Annotated in this window: 20 protein-coding genes; 13 read left to right on the forward strand and 7 right to left on the reverse strand. The window is 63.1% G+C overall.

Annotation, left to right across the window (positions count from 1 at the left end; all coding sequences use genetic code 11):
* Positions 1-70: 70 nt before the first annotated feature.
* From pgsA to E1809_RS10800, 5 genes are all read right to left on the reverse strand, one after another.
* The gene (pgsA, locus tag E1809_RS10780) at positions 71-700 is read right to left on the reverse strand and encodes a phosphatidylinositol phosphate synthase (RefSeq protein ID WP_133204237.1); all 630 of its coding nucleotides are present in this window, start codon (positions 698-700) and stop codon (positions 71-73) included.
* Positions 693-1,301, reverse strand: a complete 609-nt coding sequence (locus E1809_RS10785) for an HIT family protein (protein WP_133204238.1) — start codon at positions 1,299-1,301, stop codon at positions 693-695. Before E1809_RS10785 ends, pgsA begins: the two co-directional genes overlap by 8 nt.
* A gap of 30 nt (positions 1,302-1,331) precedes the next feature.
* Positions 1,332-3,341, reverse strand: a complete 2,010-nt coding sequence (gene thrS / locus E1809_RS10790; protein WP_133204239.1) for a threonine--tRNA ligase — start codon at positions 3,339-3,341, stop codon at positions 1,332-1,334.
* Between the two features lie 252 nt (positions 3,342-3,593).
* Complete coding sequence (locus tag E1809_RS10795) at positions 3,594-3,875, reverse strand: YegP family protein (RefSeq protein WP_133204240.1); 282 nt, start codon at positions 3,873-3,875, stop codon at positions 3,594-3,596.
* Between the two features lie 117 nt (positions 3,876-3,992).
* Positions 3,993-5,591 (reverse strand): S53 family peptidase, encoded by a 1,599-nt coding sequence (locus E1809_RS10800; protein ID WP_133204241.1) that lies wholly within the window; start codon positions 5,589-5,591, stop codon positions 3,993-3,995.
* 423 nt (positions 5,592-6,014) lie between these two features.
* Between E1809_RS10800 and E1809_RS10805 the strand changes: the two genes are divergently transcribed.
* The 4 genes from E1809_RS10805 (at position 6,015) to E1809_RS10815 (ending at position 9,023) form a co-directional block, all read left to right on the forward strand.
* Complete coding sequence (locus tag E1809_RS10805) at positions 6,015-7,415, forward strand: glutamate decarboxylase (protein WP_133204242.1); 1,401 nt, start codon at positions 6,015-6,017, stop codon at positions 7,413-7,415.
* A gap of 26 nt (positions 7,416-7,441) precedes the next feature.
* Positions 7,442-8,308 (forward strand): class II glutamine amidotransferase, encoded by an 867-nt coding sequence (locus E1809_RS10810; RefSeq protein WP_133204243.1) that lies wholly within the window; start codon positions 7,442-7,444, stop codon positions 8,306-8,308.
* Between the two features lie 115 nt (positions 8,309-8,423).
* A complete protein-coding gene (locus E1809_RS26655; protein WP_165962273.1) occupies positions 8,424-8,576 on the forward strand; it encodes a hypothetical protein in 153 nt (50 codons plus the stop codon).
* A 189-nt stretch (positions 8,577-8,765) separates the two neighbouring features.
* Positions 8,766-9,023: a DUF6458 family protein gene (locus E1809_RS10815; RefSeq protein ID WP_133204316.1), complete on the forward strand. Its 258-nt coding sequence runs from the start codon at positions 8,766-8,768 to the stop codon at positions 9,021-9,023.
* A gap of 87 nt (positions 9,024-9,110) precedes the next feature.
* Here E1809_RS10815 and E1809_RS10820 read toward each other — a convergent pair whose 3' ends face one another.
* Together E1809_RS10820 and E1809_RS10825 are read right to left on the reverse strand one after the other, a co-directional pair.
* Complete coding sequence (locus E1809_RS10820; protein ID WP_133204244.1) at positions 9,111-9,533, reverse strand: hypothetical protein; 423 nt, start codon at positions 9,531-9,533, stop codon at positions 9,111-9,113.
* A 43-nt stretch (positions 9,534-9,576) separates the two neighbouring features.
* Positions 9,577-9,714 carry a hypothetical protein gene (locus E1809_RS10825; protein ID WP_205754160.1) on the reverse strand — a complete coding sequence of 46 codons (138 nt, stop codon included), beginning with the start codon at positions 9,712-9,714 and terminating at the stop codon, positions 9,577-9,579.
* Between the two features lie 297 nt (positions 9,715-10,011).
* Here E1809_RS10825 and E1809_RS10835 point away from each other — a divergent pair, with 297 nt between their 5' ends.
* The 9 genes from E1809_RS10835 (at position 10,012) to manD (ending at position 18,311) form a co-directional block, all read left to right on the forward strand.
* Positions 10,012-10,215 (forward strand): hypothetical protein, encoded by a 204-nt coding sequence (locus tag E1809_RS10835; protein ID WP_133204245.1) that lies wholly within the window; start codon positions 10,012-10,014, stop codon positions 10,213-10,215.
* Complete coding sequence (locus E1809_RS10840) at positions 10,212-10,784, forward strand: DUF6328 family protein (RefSeq protein WP_235835546.1); 573 nt, start codon at positions 10,212-10,214, stop codon at positions 10,782-10,784. The genes E1809_RS10835 and E1809_RS10840 overlap by 4 nt, the downstream gene beginning before the upstream one ends.
* 72 nt (positions 10,785-10,856) lie before the next feature.
* Complete coding sequence (locus E1809_RS10845) at positions 10,857-11,723, forward strand: SRPBCC family protein (protein ID WP_235835547.1); 867 nt, start codon at positions 10,857-10,859, stop codon at positions 11,721-11,723.
* Between the two features lie 332 nt (positions 11,724-12,055).
* A complete protein-coding gene (locus tag E1809_RS10855; RefSeq protein ID WP_133204247.1) occupies positions 12,056-12,322 on the forward strand; it encodes a GlsB/YeaQ/YmgE family stress response membrane protein in 267 nt (88 codons plus the stop codon).
* Between the two features lie 53 nt (positions 12,323-12,375).
* Complete coding sequence (locus E1809_RS10860) at positions 12,376-14,268, forward strand: transketolase (protein ID WP_133204248.1); 1,893 nt, start codon at positions 12,376-12,378, stop codon at positions 14,266-14,268.
* A gap of 204 nt (positions 14,269-14,472) precedes the next feature.
* Positions 14,473-14,826, forward strand: coding sequence for a YegP family protein (locus tag E1809_RS10865; RefSeq protein WP_133204249.1), 354 nt, complete (start codon positions 14,473-14,475; stop codon positions 14,824-14,826).
* Between the two features lie 298 nt (positions 14,827-15,124).
* Entirely contained in the window at positions 15,125-16,114 is a 990-nt protein-coding gene (locus E1809_RS10870; protein WP_133204250.1) for a LacI family DNA-binding transcriptional regulator, read from the forward strand.
* A gap of 2 nt (positions 16,115-16,116) precedes the next feature.
* Positions 16,117-17,097, forward strand: coding sequence for a 2-hydroxyacid dehydrogenase (locus tag E1809_RS10875; protein WP_133204251.1), 981 nt, complete (start codon positions 16,117-16,119; stop codon positions 17,095-17,097).
* Positions 17,094-18,311 carry a D-mannonate dehydratase ManD gene (manD, locus tag E1809_RS10880; RefSeq protein WP_133204252.1) on the forward strand — a complete coding sequence of 406 codons (1,218 nt, stop codon included), beginning with the start codon at positions 17,094-17,096 and terminating at the stop codon, positions 18,309-18,311. The genes E1809_RS10875 and manD overlap by 4 nt, the downstream gene beginning before the upstream one ends.
* The last annotated feature ends 2 nt before the right edge of the window (positions 18,312-18,313 follow it).

Genomic DNA, 18,313 nt, shown 5'->3' on the forward strand with positions numbered 1-18,313 from the left:
GACGTGCAGAATTCGAAGACCGGCAGGACGTAAGCCCTCCCGACCGGCCCGACTAAGGTGCGCTGAACCGCTAAGCCGGCTTCCCGCCGTCGACGTTTGCCAGAGCCTGTTGACGGACGGCGGCCATCCGTTGCACTACGGTCACGGCGGTCGCTACAGAGAGGACGACGAGCGTCACGAGCAGCACGACAGGAGGCAGGCCGAGACCCGTCAGCCCGGTCACGAGGAGGACCGATATGAGCCGCTCGGCCCTCTCGGCGATGCCGACGTTGGCGTAGAAGCCCAACGATTCAGCCTTGGCGCGTGCGTAGGAAACCACCATCCCGAGCACGAGGCAGGCCAACGCCGCGATGGCGGTTGCCCGGTTGGCGCCGCCCGTGAAGAACCAGATGGCCACGCCGCCGAAAATGGCACCATCCGCGATCCGGTCCAAAGTGGAGTCGAGGAAGTTACCCCACGGTCCGCTGCGTCCCCGCTCCCGCGCCATGATGCCGTCCAAGACGTCGGAAAGCGCGAACACAGTAATCAACAACGAGCCCCACCAGAGCTGGCCCATGGGATAAAGCGTCAGGGCGCCGACCACGACACCCACGGTCCCGACGACGGTGACGGTGTCTGGCGACACCCCCGCCCTCAGCAGGAATCTGGCTATGGGCGAGAACAATCCCGTGAAAAAACCGCGGGCGTGCCGGTTAAGCATCCGGCTCCCCGGACGCAGCGGACTCCCCCGGCCAAGCATCGGCTACTTGCTCACGGACCTCGGCGAGGGTCTGGGTGATGGCCTTCGTCTGCGCGATGATGGGGAAGAAGTTCCCGTCGCCGCCCCAACGCGGGACCACATGCTGATGGAGGTGGGCGGCAATTCCGGCGCCTCCTGCGACCCCCTGGTTCATGCCCAGGTTGAAACCACTGGGGTTCGCGACTTTCCGCAGCACCCGCATGGCCGTCTGCGTGAGCTCGGCCATTTCGGCGGTTTCCTCAACCGTGATGTCCGTGTAGTCCGGGACGTGCCGGTACGGGCACACGAGCAAGTGGCCCGGGTTGTAGGGGAACAGGTTGAGCACGACGTAGCAGCTCTTGCCACGGTGCACGATCAAGGATTCCTCGTCCGTGCGGCCGGGCGCCACACAGAACGGGCAGTCGTCCTGGTCTTTGAACTGTTGGGGACCGCCCTTGATGTAGGCCATGCGATGCGGAGTCCACAGGCGTTGGAAGGCATCGGGAACCCCGGCGAGGCCGAAGTCGTCGGTTACTTCGGCATCGCCTGGATAGTCAGCTGTCACGCCTGTGTACTCCTGCACTGTTGTCCGCCCCCGTCGTCGTCCGCTTGGTCAGCTTTCGCGGTTCTTGACCGCATCCACGATCCGGCGGACCGCCTCCTCGACCGGAACGCCGTTGTCCTGGCTGCCGTCGCGGAAGCGGAACGATACTGCCCCGGCCTCTGCATCTTCGCCACCGGCGATCAGGACGAACGGGATCTTGTCCTTGCTGGCTGTGCGGATCTTCTTCGGGAAACGATCCGAGGAAATATCCACCTCTGCGCGGATGCCTGCCGCCTTGAGCTGGTCAACGACGTCGAACATGTAGTCGTTGAACGCTTCGGCCACGGGAATACCGACCACCTGCACGGGGGCAAGCCAGGCAGGGAATGCGCCGGCGTAGTGCTCGGTGAGGACACCCATGAACCGCTCTACCGAACCGAACAGGGCGCGGTGGATCATCACGGGGCGCTGGCGGGTGCCGTCGGCAGCCTGGAACTCGAGCTCGAACCGTTCGGGGAGGTTGAAGTCGAGCTGGATAGTGGACATTTGCCACGTGCGTCCGAGCGCGTCCTTGGCCTGTACCGAAATCTTGGGTCCGTAGAACGCGGCTCCGCCCGGATCCGGGACCAATTCCAGTCCGGAGGCCTGTGCAACTTCGGCGAGGGTACGGGTGGCTTCTTCCCAGGTGGCGTCGTCACCGACGAACTTGTCCTCGTTCTTTGTGGACAGCTCAAGGTAGAAATCATCCAGGCCGTAGTCCTTGAGCAGGCCAAGGACGAAGTTCAGGGTGTTGGTGAGCTCGTCCTTCATCTGCTCGCGGGTGCAGTAGATGTGGGCATCGTCCTGTGTCATTCCGCGGACACGGGTCAGCCCGTGGACAACGCCGGATTTCTCGTAGCGGTACACGGAACCGAACTCGAAGAGCCGCAACGGCAACTCGCGGTAGGAGCGTCCGCGCGAACGGAAGATGAGGTTGTGCATGGGGCAGTTCATCGGCTTCAGGTAGTAGTCCTGGCCGGGCTTGCGCACGGTGCCGTCCTCATTGAGTTCCGCGTCCACGTGCATGGCGGGGAACATGCCGTCCTTGTACCAGTCGAGGTGGCCAGAGACTTCGTAAAGGTGTCCCTTGGTGATGTGCGGCGTGTACACGAACTCGTAACCGGCGTCGACGTGGCGCTGGCGCGAGTAATCCTCCATCGCCTTGCGGATGATGCCGCCCTTGGGATGGAACACCGGCAAGCCGGAACCGAGCTCGTCAGGGAACGAGAACAAGTCCAGTTCGGCGCCGAGCTTGCGGTGGTCGCGGCGTTCGGCTTCGGCGATGCGGTCCTGGTAAGCCTTGAGGGCTTCCTTGGTGGGCCAGGCGGTGCCGTAAATCCGCTGGAGCTGCTGGTTGTTCTGGTTGCCGAGCCAGTAGGCGGCCGAGGACCGGGTCAGAGCGAAGGCATTCGAAATCAGCTTGGTGTTGGGCAAGTGCGGTCCGCGGCACAGATCGCACCAGACGACGTCGCCGCTCTTGCGGTCCACATTGTCGTAGATCGTGATATCGCCCGCGCCCACCTCGACGTTGACGCCTTCGCCGGCGTCCACGGCGTCGTTCTTCTTGCCCAGGAGTTCGAGCTTGTAGGGCTCGTCCTTCATGGCGACGCGGGCTTCGTCCTCGGTGACCACGCGACGCACGAACTTCTGGTTCTGGTTGATGATCTTCTGCATCATCTTTTCGAGCTGGCGCAGGTCTTCCGGAGTGAACGGTTCTGCGACATCGAAGTCAAAGTAGAAACCGTCTGTGATGTACGGGCCGATGCCAAGCTTGGCGTCCGGGCGCAGCTGCTGCACAGCCTGCGCCATGACGTGCGCGGTGGAGTGGCGGAGGACATTCAGTCCGTCCGGCGAATCGATGGTGATGCCTTCGACCGTGGCGCCTTCAGGCAGCACTTGGTCGAGGTCCTTGAGCTCGCCGTCAACGCGGGCCACCACAACTTCGCGGCGCTCAAAGAAGAGGTCCGCGCCGGTGGTCCCTTCCGTCACCTTGGTCTCTTCGCCATCGACGATGAGGGTGATCTGCTGGGCATCTGACACGGGTGTCTCCTATTCATTGATAAGGCTTCATAGCTTGTGGCGTACGGGGACCACAGCCAGCCATCGTCCATCGTATCCGCTCCGGCGGGGGCCGCCAAAGCACGCCACGGCAAGGGGTTTCGCTCCCCTGGCGAAGGGGATTAGGGCGCCGCCTAGGGGATGCCATCGACAACGTAGCTGCCGGCGACGAATGGGAACGGCAGACAAAGAAGGGACCCCACGGTGTGGAGTCCCTTGGTGGCATTTGGCCTGTCAGGCGCTCATTGCCTTCCTTAGCTCGTGCGTCCGCCAAGCCGGCGTGTGGTGCAGGTGCCGCCTGTGGACTTGCCGTTCGAGGGAAGGACTCCATTGACCGTGACTGCGGTCCTTGATGAGAGCCGTACCGGCGATTTCCCTGACAGTGGAAATCCCGCGCACTGCCGCCTGTTTGGTGGGAAAGGTGGTTGTCATCGCCAAAATATCGCCGTTGCCGTCCCGCAGTGCAATCCTGTACATGCCATCAGGCGCGTCGACCAATTCAAAATATCCAGCCATTGCCTAGCCTCCTTTGAAACCAGCGGTTGTAAAGGACATTAGCCAGTCTACTGAGGATGGGGACCGATGGCAGCAGGATTTTGCCGACTTCTGCCACTTCGAACCACCATCGATCGTTCAGGATGCGGACTGGACCAGCTGAAGGAGCGCCTTCCCGTCAGGACTGCCCAGGCCGGTGCACGGATCCCAGCCCACCCCCGCCCGGTAGCTTCCGTTGGAACCGACGGTAATGTCGTGGAAGCCCGACGCCGGATGGGTCCCGTTTTGGTAGAGGAGCGGCTGGATGAGGCCGAACCGGCGATTGCTGGCCTGCGCCAAGCGGGCGATCAGCGCGGCCCAGAGGGGCGCCACCGCGCTGGTTCCGCCGATCACCATGTCCTTTCCGTCGACGCGGACGCGGTAGCCGGTCTGCGGATCTGCGACACCACAGACATCGGGCACTCCCCGGCCCGGATTCCTGGGCGCGGGTTTGTGCTTGGCGTGCCCAGCAACCCCGGATTGCCATGACGGAACAGGGAAGACGTCGCTGTAACCGCCGCCGGTGGCTGAGTTCGGGCCATCGTTCCACACGGTTTCGGAGCTGATCGCGCCAGTTTGGACATCCGCTGTCAGCCGGGTGCCGCCGCAGGCGAGCACGTGCGGGCTCGACGCCGGAAAGTCGGCATGGTCGCGATGGTCCGTTACGCCGTCGGCACTTCCGTTATCCCCCGCCGCCGCGGTGACGGTAACGCCGAGGGCCGCGGCATCCGCCATCGCTTGGTCGAAGGCCGTCCGGGCCTGGGCCGTCCAGGCGTCTTCGCTCTGGCCCCAGCTGATGCTGATCGCCGCGGGCGCGGGGCTCGCGTGGGATGCCGCAATGATCGCGTCCAGGAAGCCGGCGTCCGTATTGGGCGCAAAATAGACCACGATGCTTGCCTTCGGTGCGAGTGCTCCCACCACTTCGATGTCGAGCAGGACTTCCCCGTCGGCTCCCGACGGATCCTGCCCGGGTTGATTGGCTCCGCCGTCAACCCCCACGGCCGAGATGTCCGGCGTCGGAATCCCGAGCCCTAGGAAGTAGGCGTCGAGATCCGCCTGCCCGAATCCGCCGCCCAGCTCGAGGATCGCTACGACTTGGCCGCTGCCGTCGGTATCACTCGGAAAGTTGTAGATCATTCCCAACTGTGGCGGGGTGTAGCTCGTACCTGTCGCAGCCAGCGGGATCGCATGAAATTGTGCCCTGGCCTGCGGCCGGTCATCGAGGCCAAGTACGGCCACCACGACGCCATCCAGCACTTCGGGAATGTGCAGTCCCCCGGTGCGGTGCCGGTGCGTGACTGTGTTGCCGTCAGGCGCCCGGCTTGTGAGCTCGTCAAGGGAGGTTCCGAAAACGCTGCTTAGCTGCTCCACGGTCCCCTCCAGCCGGATCCTTCGGCTGGCGGCATCGGCGTCGGCAATATCCAGCCCAAGCCCGGCAAAGGTCCGCACTGCCAGGTCGAGATCGTCGCTTGATGCTCCATACCGCGACGCCAATTCGTCTTTCGAGATGGGACTGGACGGAACCTCCGTCATTTCCTCCTGGCGCCGGAGGACGACCGTTGCCTCGATCCGGCGGGCGGGATCGACGAGGCCGAGGATATCCCGGGCGCCCGGGGCCGGCTCTCTCTCAGATCCCGGCAAAGGGACCTTCCGTGGTTCCTCTTGATTGGGGGTTTCGGGGCTGTTCTGGTTGGACACTGCTTCTCCTAACCTTGGGCCGCGCTGGGGTCCTGTCCGCGGCTGGACGCGTCACCTAAGGTACGCGCTACAAAAGGAACGGGTTGTCGTGGGACATTCCGGATTCAGGCGGTGCTTCTTGCGCCCGGGCGGGACGCAGCAGAGGAGACGGAAATTCGCCCGGCGTCCGGGGCCCCCGTCCCCTCGCCGCGCGATCGCGCTGCGCTCTTCTGCTCGCCATGAGGAGACCTCTCTGGGCCTGGCAGTCGGGACCGCACGGTCCCACTTGAGATTATGCATCCGCCAGGCCCGCGGCCACCATGCCCAAGGGAAGATGGTGGCGGTGGAAAGCCTTGGGTGCAGCTGCCGGCAGAGGTAGCGTAGGGCTTTGGCAGGCCCTGCCGTTGCAACCGTGAGCGCCCCGGCAAGTCAAAGGAGCACACCATTAACAGGTCATACCGTACATCGGCCCATGAAACAGACACCGCAGTGGAGCTCAACCCCGTATTCAGCCGTCCGGGCGAGTCCACAATCTTCCCTCGCTTCACTCTCCCGGCAGGTGAATCACTTCCCTCGACCGCGTACCAGATCGTGCACGATGAGGCGATGCTGGACGGGAACTCGCGATTGAACCTGGCGACGTTCGTCGGCACCTGGATGGAGCCGGAAGCATCCAGGCTTTATGCGGAGACGTTCGACAAGAACATGATCGACAAGGATGAGTACCCCCAGACGGCGCTGATTGAGACCCGGTGTTGGCGCATGCTCGCGGATTTGTGGAATGCTCCCGACGCCGAAAAGGCGGTGGGGACGTCCACTATTGGATCCTCGGAGGCCTGCATGCTGGGCGGCTTGGCGCTGAAGCGCCGCTGGCAGCACGCACGTCGGGCTGCCGGGCTGCCGGCCGACACGCCGAACCTGGTCCTCAGTTCGGCCGTGCAGGTTTGTTGGGAGAAGTTCTGCAACTATTGGGACGTCGAAGCGAGGTATGTTCCGATCTCTCAGGAGCATCCGGTGCTTGACGGCCATGACCTCGATAAGTACGTGGATGAGAACACGATCGGTGTGGTCGCGATCATGGGTGTGACCTACACCGGTGCGTATGAGCCCGTTGCGGCAATCGCGGCGGCGTTGGATGAGATCCAGGCGCAGCGCGGATTCGATGTCCCGATCCATGTCGATGGAGCTTCCGGCGGCATGGTCGCTCCCTTCCTTCAGCCGGAGACTTCGTGGGATTTCCGCTTGCCCAGGGTTGCGTCCATCAACACGTCAGGTCATAAATACGGGTTGGTGTACCCGGGCTTGGGGTGGATCGTCTGGCGCGACGAGGACGCCCTCCCGGCGGACTTGGTGTTCCATGTGAGCTATCTGGGCGGGGACATGTCCAGCTTTGCCCTGAACTTCTCGCGTCCCGGCGCGCAGGTGCTGTTGCAGTATTACCTTTTCCTGCGGCTTGGATTCGAAGGCTACCGTTCCGTTCAAGCTACTTCTCGGGATGTAGCACTGTACCTTTCCGCGGAAATCGGGGCGCTGGAGCCATTCACGTTGCTGAGCGAGGGGGCGGACATCCCGGTCTTTGCCTGGCGGCTGACTGAGGGGTACACGGACAAATGGAATCTCCACCATCTCTCAGAGCGGCTTCGGATGAATGGGTGGCTGGTTCCCGCCTATCCACTGCCGGCAAGCCTAAGTGAGGTCACCGTGCAGCGGATTGTTGTCCGCAATGGTTTCACGCGCGATCTCGCGTCGAGCTTCCTGACTGACCTCAAGAAGGAAGTGGCCTATTTGGACAGCCTCTTGGCCCCTATGCCTGCCGACGGCCAGACTCCCGCGTTCCATCACTAGGCACCGCGAAGCAAGGAGGCCGGCCGATGTGCCGAATGTTTGGATTGCATGCCGGTTCCGATTCGGTCCGGGCCACCTTCTGGCTGCTGGACGCTCCGGACAGCCTTGCCGACCAAAGCAAGCGGGAGCCGGACGGTGCGGGCATAGGCACGTTCGACACCGAGGGGAATCCGCACGTCGCGAAGCAGCCGTTGGCCGCTTGGGAGGACCACGCCTTTGCGCGTGAGGCCCGGGTCCTTAAGAGCGCGACGTTCCTTGCCCATGTCCGGTATGCGAGCACTGGAGCGCATACCTTGGTTAATACGCACCCGTTTGAGCAAGACGGGCGGTTGTTTGCCCATAACGGCGCGTTCTCTGGCCTTGGCGTGCTGGACCGCCGCCTGGCAGAGTACGGCGTGAGCGATCTGGTGCTGGGCCAGACGGACAGTGAGCGGCTCTTCGCGTTGATTACGGCTGAAATCCGGCGTTCGGACGGTGATGTAGGGAAGGGAGTCATCAAGGCGGTCAGGTGGGTAGCGGCCCACCTGCCTGTCTTGAGTTTGAATTTTATCTTGACGACGGCAACCGATCTTTGGGCCGTGAGATACCCGGATACCCACGAGTTGCACTTGCTGAAGCGCCCGCCGGCGAATCCCGACGGCGAGGATCCCTTGGATGCGCGGAGCCCGCGGATTCGCGCCCATAGCCGGGACCTTTCGCGGTCCGGTCACGTTCTGGTTGCCACCGAACCGATGGATGGGAATCCGGGGTGGCACGCGTTGGATCCCGGCGCGTTTGTCCACGTCGGCCCGGACTTGGAGGTGGAGGTCACTTATCCATTCCCGGAAGCTCCTGCCCGTCGCCTCATGTTGTCCGACTTGTCGCCGTCCGCTGCCGCTTCGCAGACTCCCTGAGTGTGCTCCGTTCGTGACTGCGCTCCCTGACGGAGCATGAATCGCCGGGTGACTGCCGGAGTGTGGTCCGCGTGTTCTTCGCCGTCTCTTGCCTTGTCACGCATAGGATCGAACCATGACCGCCGAAGTGGAATCCGAGCCGGCTTTCGTCCCGGTGGTGCAACTGGACGGGCAGCTGACCATCAATGATGTCCTGCTTGAATTGGGACGCGAGCCCGTGGTGTACCCGTCAGCGAATGCAGACGCGGGCGATTACCGGATCTTCTGAAGTCCGAATCGGCAGTTCAGCTTTCACTCCTTTTTCAACCGTTATGGTCGCGGAATTTCATTCGACACTTGCTAAGCATACTTAGTAGTGCGAATAATGGGACCTGTAGTCGCCTAGCGACCCAAGGCGGCAACTCCGTATGGGGAACCGCCGGCAGAAATGTCCGGCATCGACCGAAGGAGCATGACCATGTATATCGGTTCTTCGATTTTCCTGATTGCCGTGGGTGCAATCCTGGCATTTGCGATCACGCCCGGCCTCATTCCCTATGTCGATCAAACAGTCGTCGGCTACATCCTGATGGGGGCAGGCGTGCTGGGAGTCATCCTGTCCTTGGTGTTCGCAGCACCCCGCAGGCAGCGCACGGTCAGCGAAAGCCGGCGATTCGCCGATCCCGCCAATGGCGACACAGTCACCCGGCATGAAATGCGCGAAGACGGCATCTAGCGTTCCAGGCGCCTCCCGGGCCGTCCCGCCGAGCCGCACCCGGCGGGACGGCCCGACTTAGTTGACAGCCCGACGTCGTTATTGCCGCTAATCCCCGCGCCGGTCGTTACGCAAGCCCCGCCGGCCGCCGTCGTCCGGATCGTTGCGCTCATCCCGGTCACCGCGCTCGTCCGGAACGTTTCCCGCATCCGGATCGAGCGCCTCAGCCTGACGAAGCCGCTCTTTCGAAATCCTGTCAGCCTTTTCGGATGCTTCCTGCCGCTCGGCAGCCTCGTTGCGAAGGCGTTCGGCCTCACTTTCGGCACGCCGGGCATCGGCCTCGGCCCTGGCGGCCTGGGCGCTGTGTTCGTGAGCTCCTGCCGCGTCCGCGCGGGCGCGTTCCCGAAGGTCAGCGGCGCGTCGACGGTCGACGGCGGCTTTCGCGCGCCGTCCGAACAAAATTGCGACAACAACAATCACCGCAATGACCACGATTGCGACGACGATCCAGATCCAGAGCTGCCCGTTCATATCAGTACTCCCTTGTATTTCATTCCCATCGCGCAGCTGTCCGCTACTCGACGATTGCCGATGGCGTTCCGCCTTCGAAAGTCAGGGCGTCCTCATCGGGCGTAGCCAGCGTCAATACCGCTTCCTCGACAATGTCCTGCTCCTTAAGGTTGCGTTCCACGCGGCGAAGGGCCGCGGCCACTTCGTGCTCCCTCAGATCCCCATTGATGTCGCGCCTCGGCAACAATCGAGGCCGAGCCGGTCATCAAGGCCGCCACTGTCTTGGCGACGGCAACCAGCAGGTTTGCGATGAAAGCGACGATGACCGTCGCGAGTGACGTCAATGACAGACCGGCCTTCTTTGATTGCCCATACAACCCACCGTATCCAGCGTCCGCGGTCATCGGTTCGAGCCGTCGACCGGAAGCCCTATGGCACAGAGAACTTAATAAGTAAGCTTATGATATCCGGAATCGATGAGAGGTTGGTCGATGGAAAGATGCGTTTAGGATCGATTTTCGGGCTGATCATCGTCATTTGGCTCATAGTGGGAGCGGTCGCCGCCGGTCAGCGCGGCTACTATCGCGCTATGCCGGCACAGTGTTCCCAGGTCGCAACGATCGCGCTCAACATCGTTGCGGGCCCGTTGAACTACATGGGGTTGAATCCCGTAACGGGCTGTGAGCTGCCCAAGCCGTCATGAGCCGGCAGGAGAATGAATGGCCGCTTGAACCGGCCGAATTCAAGGACACCAGGAGCGAGACAAAAGACGAGCGGATGGACCGCAACTGGAACGAATTGCTCCAGGAGATGCGCGTACTGCAAACCGGCACGCAGATCATCGGCGGCTTCCTGCTAACCCTGCCTTTCCAGCAGCGGTTCGGCGTCCTCACTGAAGTTGAAAAATGGTGGTTTCTTGCGCTCGTAGTGCTCGCCGCCCTCACAACGGGGCTCATGCTGGTTCCTGTCAGCCTCCATCGGCGCCTGTTCCGGCATCACGTGAAGGACAAGCTGGTGGCTGCCGGCAACAGGATCGTGAAAATCGTGGTCGGCTGCGTGGCATTGCTCATCGCGGGCTGCGCAGGCCTGATTTTCAGCGTGGCGCTGGGGCAGGATGCCGGCTTGGCAGTGGGTGTGGGGGTCGTCGTCGTTCTTGCCGTCCTGGTTTTGCTGTACCCGGTACTGTCCTGGTCCCCGGGCAAGATCCGGGTTTCCGAGGATCCTGAACAAATCGAACCCTCGGATCGCGGCTCGGATCGCGGGGAACCTTGATTCCAGACCCCGGTCCTGCCTAGCCTAGGGGTTCGGCGAAGTTACTAAGTAAGCTGATGATTCTTTGGATCCATGAATTCCCAAGCCAGCATGATCAACCACCACGGAAAGGTCACCATGGACATGGACACGAACCACACGGAGGAGCAACAGGCGGGCGGCTACGGAACGCCAAGCGAATTGACGCAAGGAGCAAAGCGAATGAGCACCGTCAACCAAACAATCGATGTGGAAGTTCCCGTGTCCGTTGCTTACAACCAATGGACCCAGTTCGAGTCGTTCCCGGAATTTATGAAGGGGGTGGAAACCGTTGCGCAGATCGACGAGACCGCTTTGCACTTCTCCACCAACGTCGGAGGCGTCAAGCGGGACTACAACGCCCAAATCCTCGATCAGGTGCCCGACTCCTTGGTGAGCTGGGCCAGCATCGACGGCCCACGGAACGCCGGCTCCGTGCGTTTCGAGCCCTTGAGCGCCGATCGCACCCGCGTCAGCGTGGAAATCGAATGGGAACCGGAAACGTTCGCCGAAAAGGCCGGCTCTTTGGTGGGCGTTGACGACCTCCGGGTGGCGGCCGACCTCGACAAGTTCAAGGATTTCATCGAAAAGCGCGGCGGCGAGACCGGTGCGTGGCGCGGCACGGTAGCTGACGGCGATGTTGAGGACAGCGGACTCGCAGCGGGCCTTGCGGGCACTTCAACATTGCCCACCATCGACCCGGACCTCAGGGCTTCTGCCGACACAGATCCGGCGGAGCCGACCACCAGGGCACAAGAGGGGACAGTGGCGGATCGCGCGCTGGCAAACGAGGACTTGCGACGCGGGCAGTACACCGAAGGCGACTACGGCGCCGAGCGGGTGGGCGACATACCGGTCGAAGACCTCGAAGGCGACTACACCCTCGAAGAAGACCGCAATGACGGGAGGCCGAAAGAATGAGCAAGTTCCCTCCGGACCCGTCACGGGACCCGGACCCCACGCGGGAACCTGGACCGTCGCCGACCCCGGAGCCCGTGCCGCTGCCGGAACCGGGTCCGGCTCCTGTCCCTCCCCCGGGACGGGAGCCGCAGCCCGGTCCGCAGCCAGGCAGGCCGGATCCGGTGCCGTTCCCGGAGCCCGGTCCATCTCCGGTCCCGGAGCCGGACCCGGATCTTCCTTTCCCGCCTACGCCATTCCCGCCCACACGGCCGCCGGGAGAACCACCCGTGACTCTGAATTAGAAACGCGGACAGATAGCCAGCCAACAACAACTTAAGGAAGCGGGGTTGGACATGGGATTCATAGGATTTCTGATTCTTGGCCTGATTGCCGGCGCCATCGCAAAAGCCCTGATCCCCGGACGCCAAGGCGGAGGCATACTGATTACTATGCTGCTTGGCGTCATCGGCGCCATATTGGGCGGCTGGATCGGAGGCCTGATTTTCGGCGGCGGGTTGCAGGACTTCTTCTCCATACGAACCTGGATTCTCGCCATCGTTGGCTCCGTGATCGTCCTCTTGATTTACGGGGCGCTCGTGGGCAATAGAAGAAGGGTTTAGCCTGTCCCCGGCCGGGACAGGGACCCGCCTGACGTCAAGAAAGGCAGATCGACATGACTCAAGACGCCACCGTTCAACCTGGGCCTTTGGCCAGCACGGCTTCCGAAGGGCTCAAGGCTTTGGCCACGCAGCTCCGCGTCGACTCGATCAGATGCAGCACCAAAGCGGGGTCGGGGCATCCGACGTCGTCCTTGTCGGCGGCAGACGTCATGGCGGTCCTCCTCACCCGTCATCTGCACTACGACTGGGACAACCCCTCCCTGGCGAACAATGACCACCTCATTTTTTCGAAAGGGCACGCTTCTCCCTTGCTGTATTCGATGTACCGGGCCGTGGGTGTGGTCGATGAAGATGAACTCATCGACACCTACCGGACGTTCGGAGCGAGACTGCAGGGCCACCCAACGCCAACCCTTCCTTGGGTTGACGTAGCGACCGGCTCACTGGGGCAGGGGCTGCCGGTCGCCGTCGGGGTGGCCCTCGCGGGCCGCTCGCTCGATAAGCTCCCGTTCCACACCTGGGTCCTGTGCGGTGATAGCGAGCTGGCCGAGGGCTCCATATGGGAGGCCATCGACAAAGCCGCATATTACAAGCTCGGCAATCTGACCGCGGTTGTGGACGTCAACCGCCTCGGACAGGACGGTCCCACCGAACTTCAATGGGACATGGAGGCTTATGCCAAGCGGGTCGAGGCGTTCGGAGCCCGGGCGATCGTCATCGACGGCCACGACTTCGGCCAAATAGACGACGCCCTCAGCAAGGCGCGAAGCGATGGGGACACGCCGACAGTCATCTTGGCCAAGACAATCAAGGGGAAAGGGGTCCCCGAGGTCGAAGACCGCAATGGCTGGCACGGCAAGGCGCTCCCGGCCGACATGGCAGAAAAAGCCATCGCTGCGCTGGGCGGGCCCACGAACCTACGCGTCAGCTGCCCCAAGCCGGTAAGCGGCGAGGCCGCGATTGCGCAAGGCACCCATCCGGACGTGAGCCTCCCGCACTGGGAAGTCGGCGACAAGGTCGCCACAAGGGCGGCGTTCGGGGCAGCGGTGTCGGCGCTCTCCGCGCGGCCCGACGTCGTAGTCCTGGACGGCGAGGTGGGAAACTCCACGCACGCCGGCGATTTCAAGGACGCCGCCCCCGAACGCTATTTCGAAGTTTTCATTGCCGAGCAACAACTCGTGGCAACCGCTGTGGGGCTTTCCGTCCGCGGATACATCGCCTTCGCTGCGAGTTTTGCGGCCTTCCTCATCTCCAGGCCTTTCGACTTCATCCGGATGGCGGGGGTCTCCGAGGCAACCATTCGGTTAGTCGGCAGCCACGCCGGTGTCGAAATCGGCCAGGACGGGCCATCGCAGATGGCTTTGGAGGACATCGCCGCGATGCGGGCAGTGCACGGCTCCACCGTGCTGTACCCCGCCGACGCACCTTCTGCCGCACGCCTCGTGAATGCCATGGCCGACACGAAGGGAATCTCCTACCTCCGCGCAACACGAGGTGCATACCCGGTCATTTACGGACCCGAGGAAGACTTCACGGTAGGCGGGTCTAAGGTCCATGGTGCAAGCCCGGACGACCAAGTGACACTCATCGGCGCCGGAGTCACGCTCCATGAGTGCCTTTCAGCCGCCGATGAACTGGCCGCTTCCGGAATAAAGGCCCGCGTGATCGACCTCTACTCCGTCAAGCCGGTCGACGTCGAAACCGTCCGCAAAGCCTGCCGCGACACCGGAGGCCGGCTGGTCATTGCCGAAGACCACTACCCGCAGGGCGGCATCGGGTCTGCAGTCCTCGAGGCCCTCGCCGGTCCGGATACTCCAGAACTCCACGTTGCCCTGCTTTCGGTCACGGGCCTGCCTGGCTCCGGTAAGCCGGCGGAGTTGCTCGACGCGGCAGGAGTTTCGGCGCGCCACATCGTCGCGGCCGCCCGCGGCCTGGTCGGCGCCTGACGGCTTGCTCATCGGATTATCCGCCACCCGGCTGTTGGGGTGGTTGGTTAGGTTTTACACGGCCTTTACCCGCCTGGACATCAGGGCGTTACATCCGGCGCGCACACTGGATTCCACAACAGTTGCCAAGGTGCGCAGCGATGCGGCCAGCCTGCTTCCCGGCGCAGCAGCCGGAATGCGGGCACCTGAACCCGGAGGTTGATCATGGCTGGAACATTCGAAGTATTCGTAGACGCGGACTCCCTCTTCAGGTTCCGGCTCATTTCTCCGAACGGGGCGGTCATCGCCGTCTCGGCGGCCTTCCCGGACAAACCGGGAGTCGCGGCCGGGATCAGGGACGCGCGCGAGTGCGCCGGAACAGGCTTGGTGACCGACCTTTGTCCGCAGCCGGCAGTAGCCAGGCCCACGGCGCCGCGTAGCGTTGCACCCGCCGTCGTTTCAGAGGCTTGCGATACACGGCTCAAGCTTGATGGACGCGCCGTTGATGAACACGGGCACCCGCGCCCGAAGAAGCCTCGGCGTGCCGCAGCAATAGCGAGATGGACAGGCGCCGCGTAGCGGCAAAACCCCCGAGCCTGTCCTATCCCGACGAGACCTGCCCAGGCATTGAAGACCGACGGCGCACTGGGGGACTCACCTGGGTCTCAGCAGGCGAGATGCGCCGCCGGCCGACTCGAACCACTTGTAATTCTCCCACTCTTCGGGAGTCAATCACAGCACGCGCCCGGTAGGGCGCGGTACCAATTCTGTCTCTCCATGCAGCCCCTCCGTGCACCTTCATGAAAACCGTTGACAAACTTGTACAAGTCTTTCCATACTTGTACTGCAAGGTTTCAACGAAGCAACTGGAGGACAGATGCCGGCAAAACTCACCGACGTCGCAAAGCTGGCAGGGGTGTCCCTGGCAACCGCTTCAAGGGCGTTCGGAGATCCGGGAAGGCTCGCTGCGGAAACTCGCCAGAAAGTGATGGCGGCGGCCGAAGAGCTTGGCTACGACATTCCCGGAGTCACGGGCAGCCGGACGTTCGGCGTCATTGTCCCGGACGTCTCCAACGCCGTCTTCGCCGCACTTATCAAGGCCATCCAAGACCAGGCCTGGCACGGCCGGCACCGCATGGTCCTCGCCGACACGTCTGAGTCTTCGTCGCGGGAACGCTCGCATTTGGAATCGTTCGCAACGGGAGTGGACGGCATCATTCTTTGCTCGCCGCGCTTGCCTTCCGCACAGATCCACGATTTGGCCGGAAACGCTCCACTCGTTGTCATCAACGGCGAGGCCGAACACGCGGCAAGGGTGCTGATGGAAGCCGGTGAGGGGATTCGCCAGGCGATCGAGCATCTCCATGCGCTTGGACATCGCAAACTCGCCTATATTCCGGGCCCTGCCTCGTCATGGGCAAACGGACAGCGACTGGCCGCCATCACGCGCTTCTGTGCTGATTGGGGCATCGAGCTCGTGACGGTCGGCAACCAGAACGCAACGGTCGACGGCGGTCTGGCCGCTGCGGCGTCGGTCGTTGCCAGCGGCGCCACTGCGGTCATCGCGTACAACGACCTCGTCGCCATCGGAATGCTCGCCGGCGCCCGGACGCTCGGGTATCACTGCCCCGAAGACATCAGCGTGGTGGGCATCGACGATCTCGACATTGCCGCCGCCGCAGAACCCGGGCTCACCTCCGTCCGGGTCCCGATCGACCGAAGCGGCGCCCTCAGCCTCGAACTCCTCCTCGAGCAGATGTCCGGAAAACCGACGGCCACGGAAGCCGTGCACCTTAGCTCCCAACTCATCGTGCGCGGTTCCACCTTTGCCGCCCGCACCGCCGAACAAGCCCTCCAGGGAAAGTAGCCATGAGAATCGTCATCGCAGACCCCAACCTGATGCCCCATCGCGCCCTCTTTGAGGCATCGCTCCCCGACGGATCACTCGCGTCCTGGCATGACAGCTGGAACGAACACGCCGTCCTCACAGACCTGAAAGACGCCGACGTTTACGTGGGCCCACGCTTCACGGGTGCCATGGGTAAGGCCGCGGTCAACCTGCGTCTCGTCCATGTTGGTGGTGCCGGATACGACGGGATCGAGGCGGACGCCTTGCCGCCTGGAGCCGTCTGCGCCAACACGTTCCATCACGAAAACTCCATCGCCGAACACATCGCCACGGTCCTTGTGGCCCTCCGCCGCAACCTGATCGGCCAGGACGCCGCACTTCGCAGCGGCGTGTGGTCCTCGTCTGTGTACTCCCCCACCGTCCACCAGCCGGAAACGCTCCGGGGCGCCGTAGTGACATTCCTCGGGTTCGGACACATCGGCGGGGCTGCCTGGCGGCTGCTTAACGCATTCGGGGCCGAAGGAATAGCCATTACCCGCAGTGGAAACACCAACGCAGAGGAAAACGGCTTGCGATGGGCCGGGACCACGGACCGGCTTGGCGAGGCATTGAGCGAATCGGACATCCTGGTGGTCAGCATCCCCCTGAGCCAGGAAACCACAAGCCTCGTGGGCGCCGGCGAAATTGATGACCTCGGCCCGGACGGACTTCTGGTGAACATTGCGCGCGGACCCGTCGTCGATGAAACCGCCCTTTACGAAGCGCTTAAGGATCGCCGGATCGCGGGCGCCGCGATCGATGTCTGGTACCAATACCCCGGCACCGACGGGCGCGGCGAGCCCTCAAGCCTCCCGTTCGCCCGCTTGGACAACATCGTCATGACTCCGCACTCGTCCGGAGTCACCGCGGAGACTTTCCGCAACCGCGCGCTTGAAATCGCCGAAAACATCACCCGACTTTCCAAAAACGAACCACTGAAGAATGTAGTGATTTCCCGATGACCCGAAAAATCGTCGACGTCGACGTCCTGGTAACCAGCCCGGGCCGCAACTTCGTCACGCTCAAGATCACCACCGACGACGGCCTGACAGGTTGGGGCGACGCCACCCTGAACGGCCGGGAACTTTCCGTCGCCAGCTACTTGCGGGACCACCTTGTCCCGGCCCTCCTGGGAAGGGATGCCGACCGCATCGAAGACACGTGGCAATACTTCTACAAAGGAGCGTATTGGAGGCGCGGTCCGGTCACCATGGCTGCGATCGGCGCTATCGACCTCGCGCTATGGGACATCAAGGGAAAAGCCTTGGGAGTCCCGGTCTATCAGCTCCTCGGCGGCGCTGCCCGCGACAAGATCCTCACCTACACGCACGCCACCGGCTGGGACCTCCCCGAACTGCTTGATTCAGTGGACCGGCGGCGCGAACAAGGGTTCCGGGCAGTGCGTGCCCAGTCCGGTGTCCCGGGACTCGACAAGGTGTATGGCGTCACCAAGGGCGCCGCAAGCTACGAGCCGGCAGGCCGCGGCGCAGGACCGGTCGAAGAAGACTGGGACACGTCCGCCTACCTGCGTCACGCTCCGAAAATCCTGTCGGCTGTCCGTGAGCATGTCGGACCGGAGCTGAAGCTCCTTCACGACGTCCACCACCGGCTCAACCCCACAGAAGCGGCCCGCCTCGGCCGCTCCCTCGAAGATGTGGACCTGTTCTGGCTTGAAGACGTCACCCCTGCCGAGAACCAGCGCCTCCTGCGTATGCTGCGTCAGCAGACCACCATCCCGCTCGCCATCGGCGAAGTCTTCAACACGGTCTGGGATGCCGAGTTGCTCATTACCGAACGGCTCATCGACTACGTGCGCACCGCCGTCGTGCACGCTGGAGGTATCTCCCATGTCAGGAAGATCCTGGCTCTCGCGGAGGTCTATCAGATCAAGGGTGCGCCGCACGGGCCTTCCGATGTCTCCCCCATCAATCTCTCGGCGTCCCTGCACCTTGGCCTCGCCACGAGCAACTTCGCCATCCAGGAATACATGGGGTACGACCCCCTGGTCTCCGAAGTCTTCCGCCCAAGCTACCGTTTCGAGGACGGCTACCTGCACCCGGGCGACGAGCCCGGACTCGGCATCGAGGTGGACGAAGAAGCCGCTGCCCGCTTCCCGTACGCGCAGGCCTACCTCCCGATCGCCCGGGAACTCGACGGCGCCATGAAGGACTGGTGAAG

Source organism: Arthrobacter terricola (assembly GCF_004354015.1).
Taxonomy (GTDB): Bacteria; Actinomycetota; Actinomycetes; order Actinomycetales; family Micrococcaceae; genus Arthrobacter; species Arthrobacter terricola.

What these genes read in the sequence shown, in the direction of transcription:
- manD (WP_133204252.1), top strand. Translation starts at nt 17,094, where the DNA reads ATGACCCGAAAAATCGTCGACGTCGACGTCCTGGTAACCAGCCCGGGC.
- E1809_RS26655 (WP_165962273.1), top strand. Translation starts at nt 8,424, where the DNA reads ATGACCGCCGAAGTGGAATCCGAGCCGGCTTTCGTCCCGGTGGTGCAA.
- E1809_RS10820 (WP_133204244.1), bottom strand. Translation starts at nt 9,533, where the DNA reads ATGAACGGGCAGCTCTGGATCTGGATCGTCGTCGCAATCGTGGTCATT.
- E1809_RS10815 (WP_133204316.1), top strand. Translation starts at nt 8,766, where the DNA reads ATGTATATCGGTTCTTCGATTTTCCTGATTGCCGTGGGTGCAATCCTG.
- E1809_RS10840 (WP_235835546.1), top strand. Translation starts at nt 10,212, where the DNA reads ATGAGCCGGCAGGAGAATGAATGGCCGCTTGAACCGGCCGAATTCAAG.
- E1809_RS10810 (WP_133204243.1), top strand. Translation starts at nt 7,442, where the DNA reads ATGTGCCGAATGTTTGGATTGCATGCCGGTTCCGATTCGGTCCGGGCC.
- E1809_RS10865 (WP_133204249.1), top strand. Translation starts at nt 14,473, where the DNA reads ATGGCTGGAACATTCGAAGTATTCGTAGACGCGGACTCCCTCTTCAGG.
- E1809_RS10860 (WP_133204248.1), top strand. Translation starts at nt 12,376, where the DNA reads ATGACTCAAGACGCCACCGTTCAACCTGGGCCTTTGGCCAGCACGGCT.
- E1809_RS10835 (WP_133204245.1), top strand. Translation starts at nt 10,012, where the DNA reads ATGCGTTTAGGATCGATTTTCGGGCTGATCATCGTCATTTGGCTCATA.
- E1809_RS10855 (WP_133204247.1), top strand. Translation starts at nt 12,056, where the DNA reads ATGGGATTCATAGGATTTCTGATTCTTGGCCTGATTGCCGGCGCCATC.
- pgsA (WP_133204237.1), bottom strand. Translation starts at nt 700, where the DNA reads ATGCTTAACCGGCACGCCCGCGGTTTTTTCACGGGATTGTTCTCGCCC.
- E1809_RS10875 (WP_133204251.1), top strand. Translation starts at nt 16,117, where the DNA reads ATGAGAATCGTCATCGCAGACCCCAACCTGATGCCCCATCGCGCCCTC.
- E1809_RS10870 (WP_133204250.1), top strand. Translation starts at nt 15,125, where the DNA reads ATGCCGGCAAAACTCACCGACGTCGCAAAGCTGGCAGGGGTGTCCCTG.
- E1809_RS10845 (WP_235835547.1), top strand. Translation starts at nt 10,857, where the DNA reads ATGAATTCCCAAGCCAGCATGATCAACCACCACGGAAAGGTCACCATG.
- E1809_RS10795 (WP_133204240.1), bottom strand. Translation starts at nt 3,875, where the DNA reads ATGGCTGGATATTTTGAATTGGTCGACGCGCCTGATGGCATGTACAGG.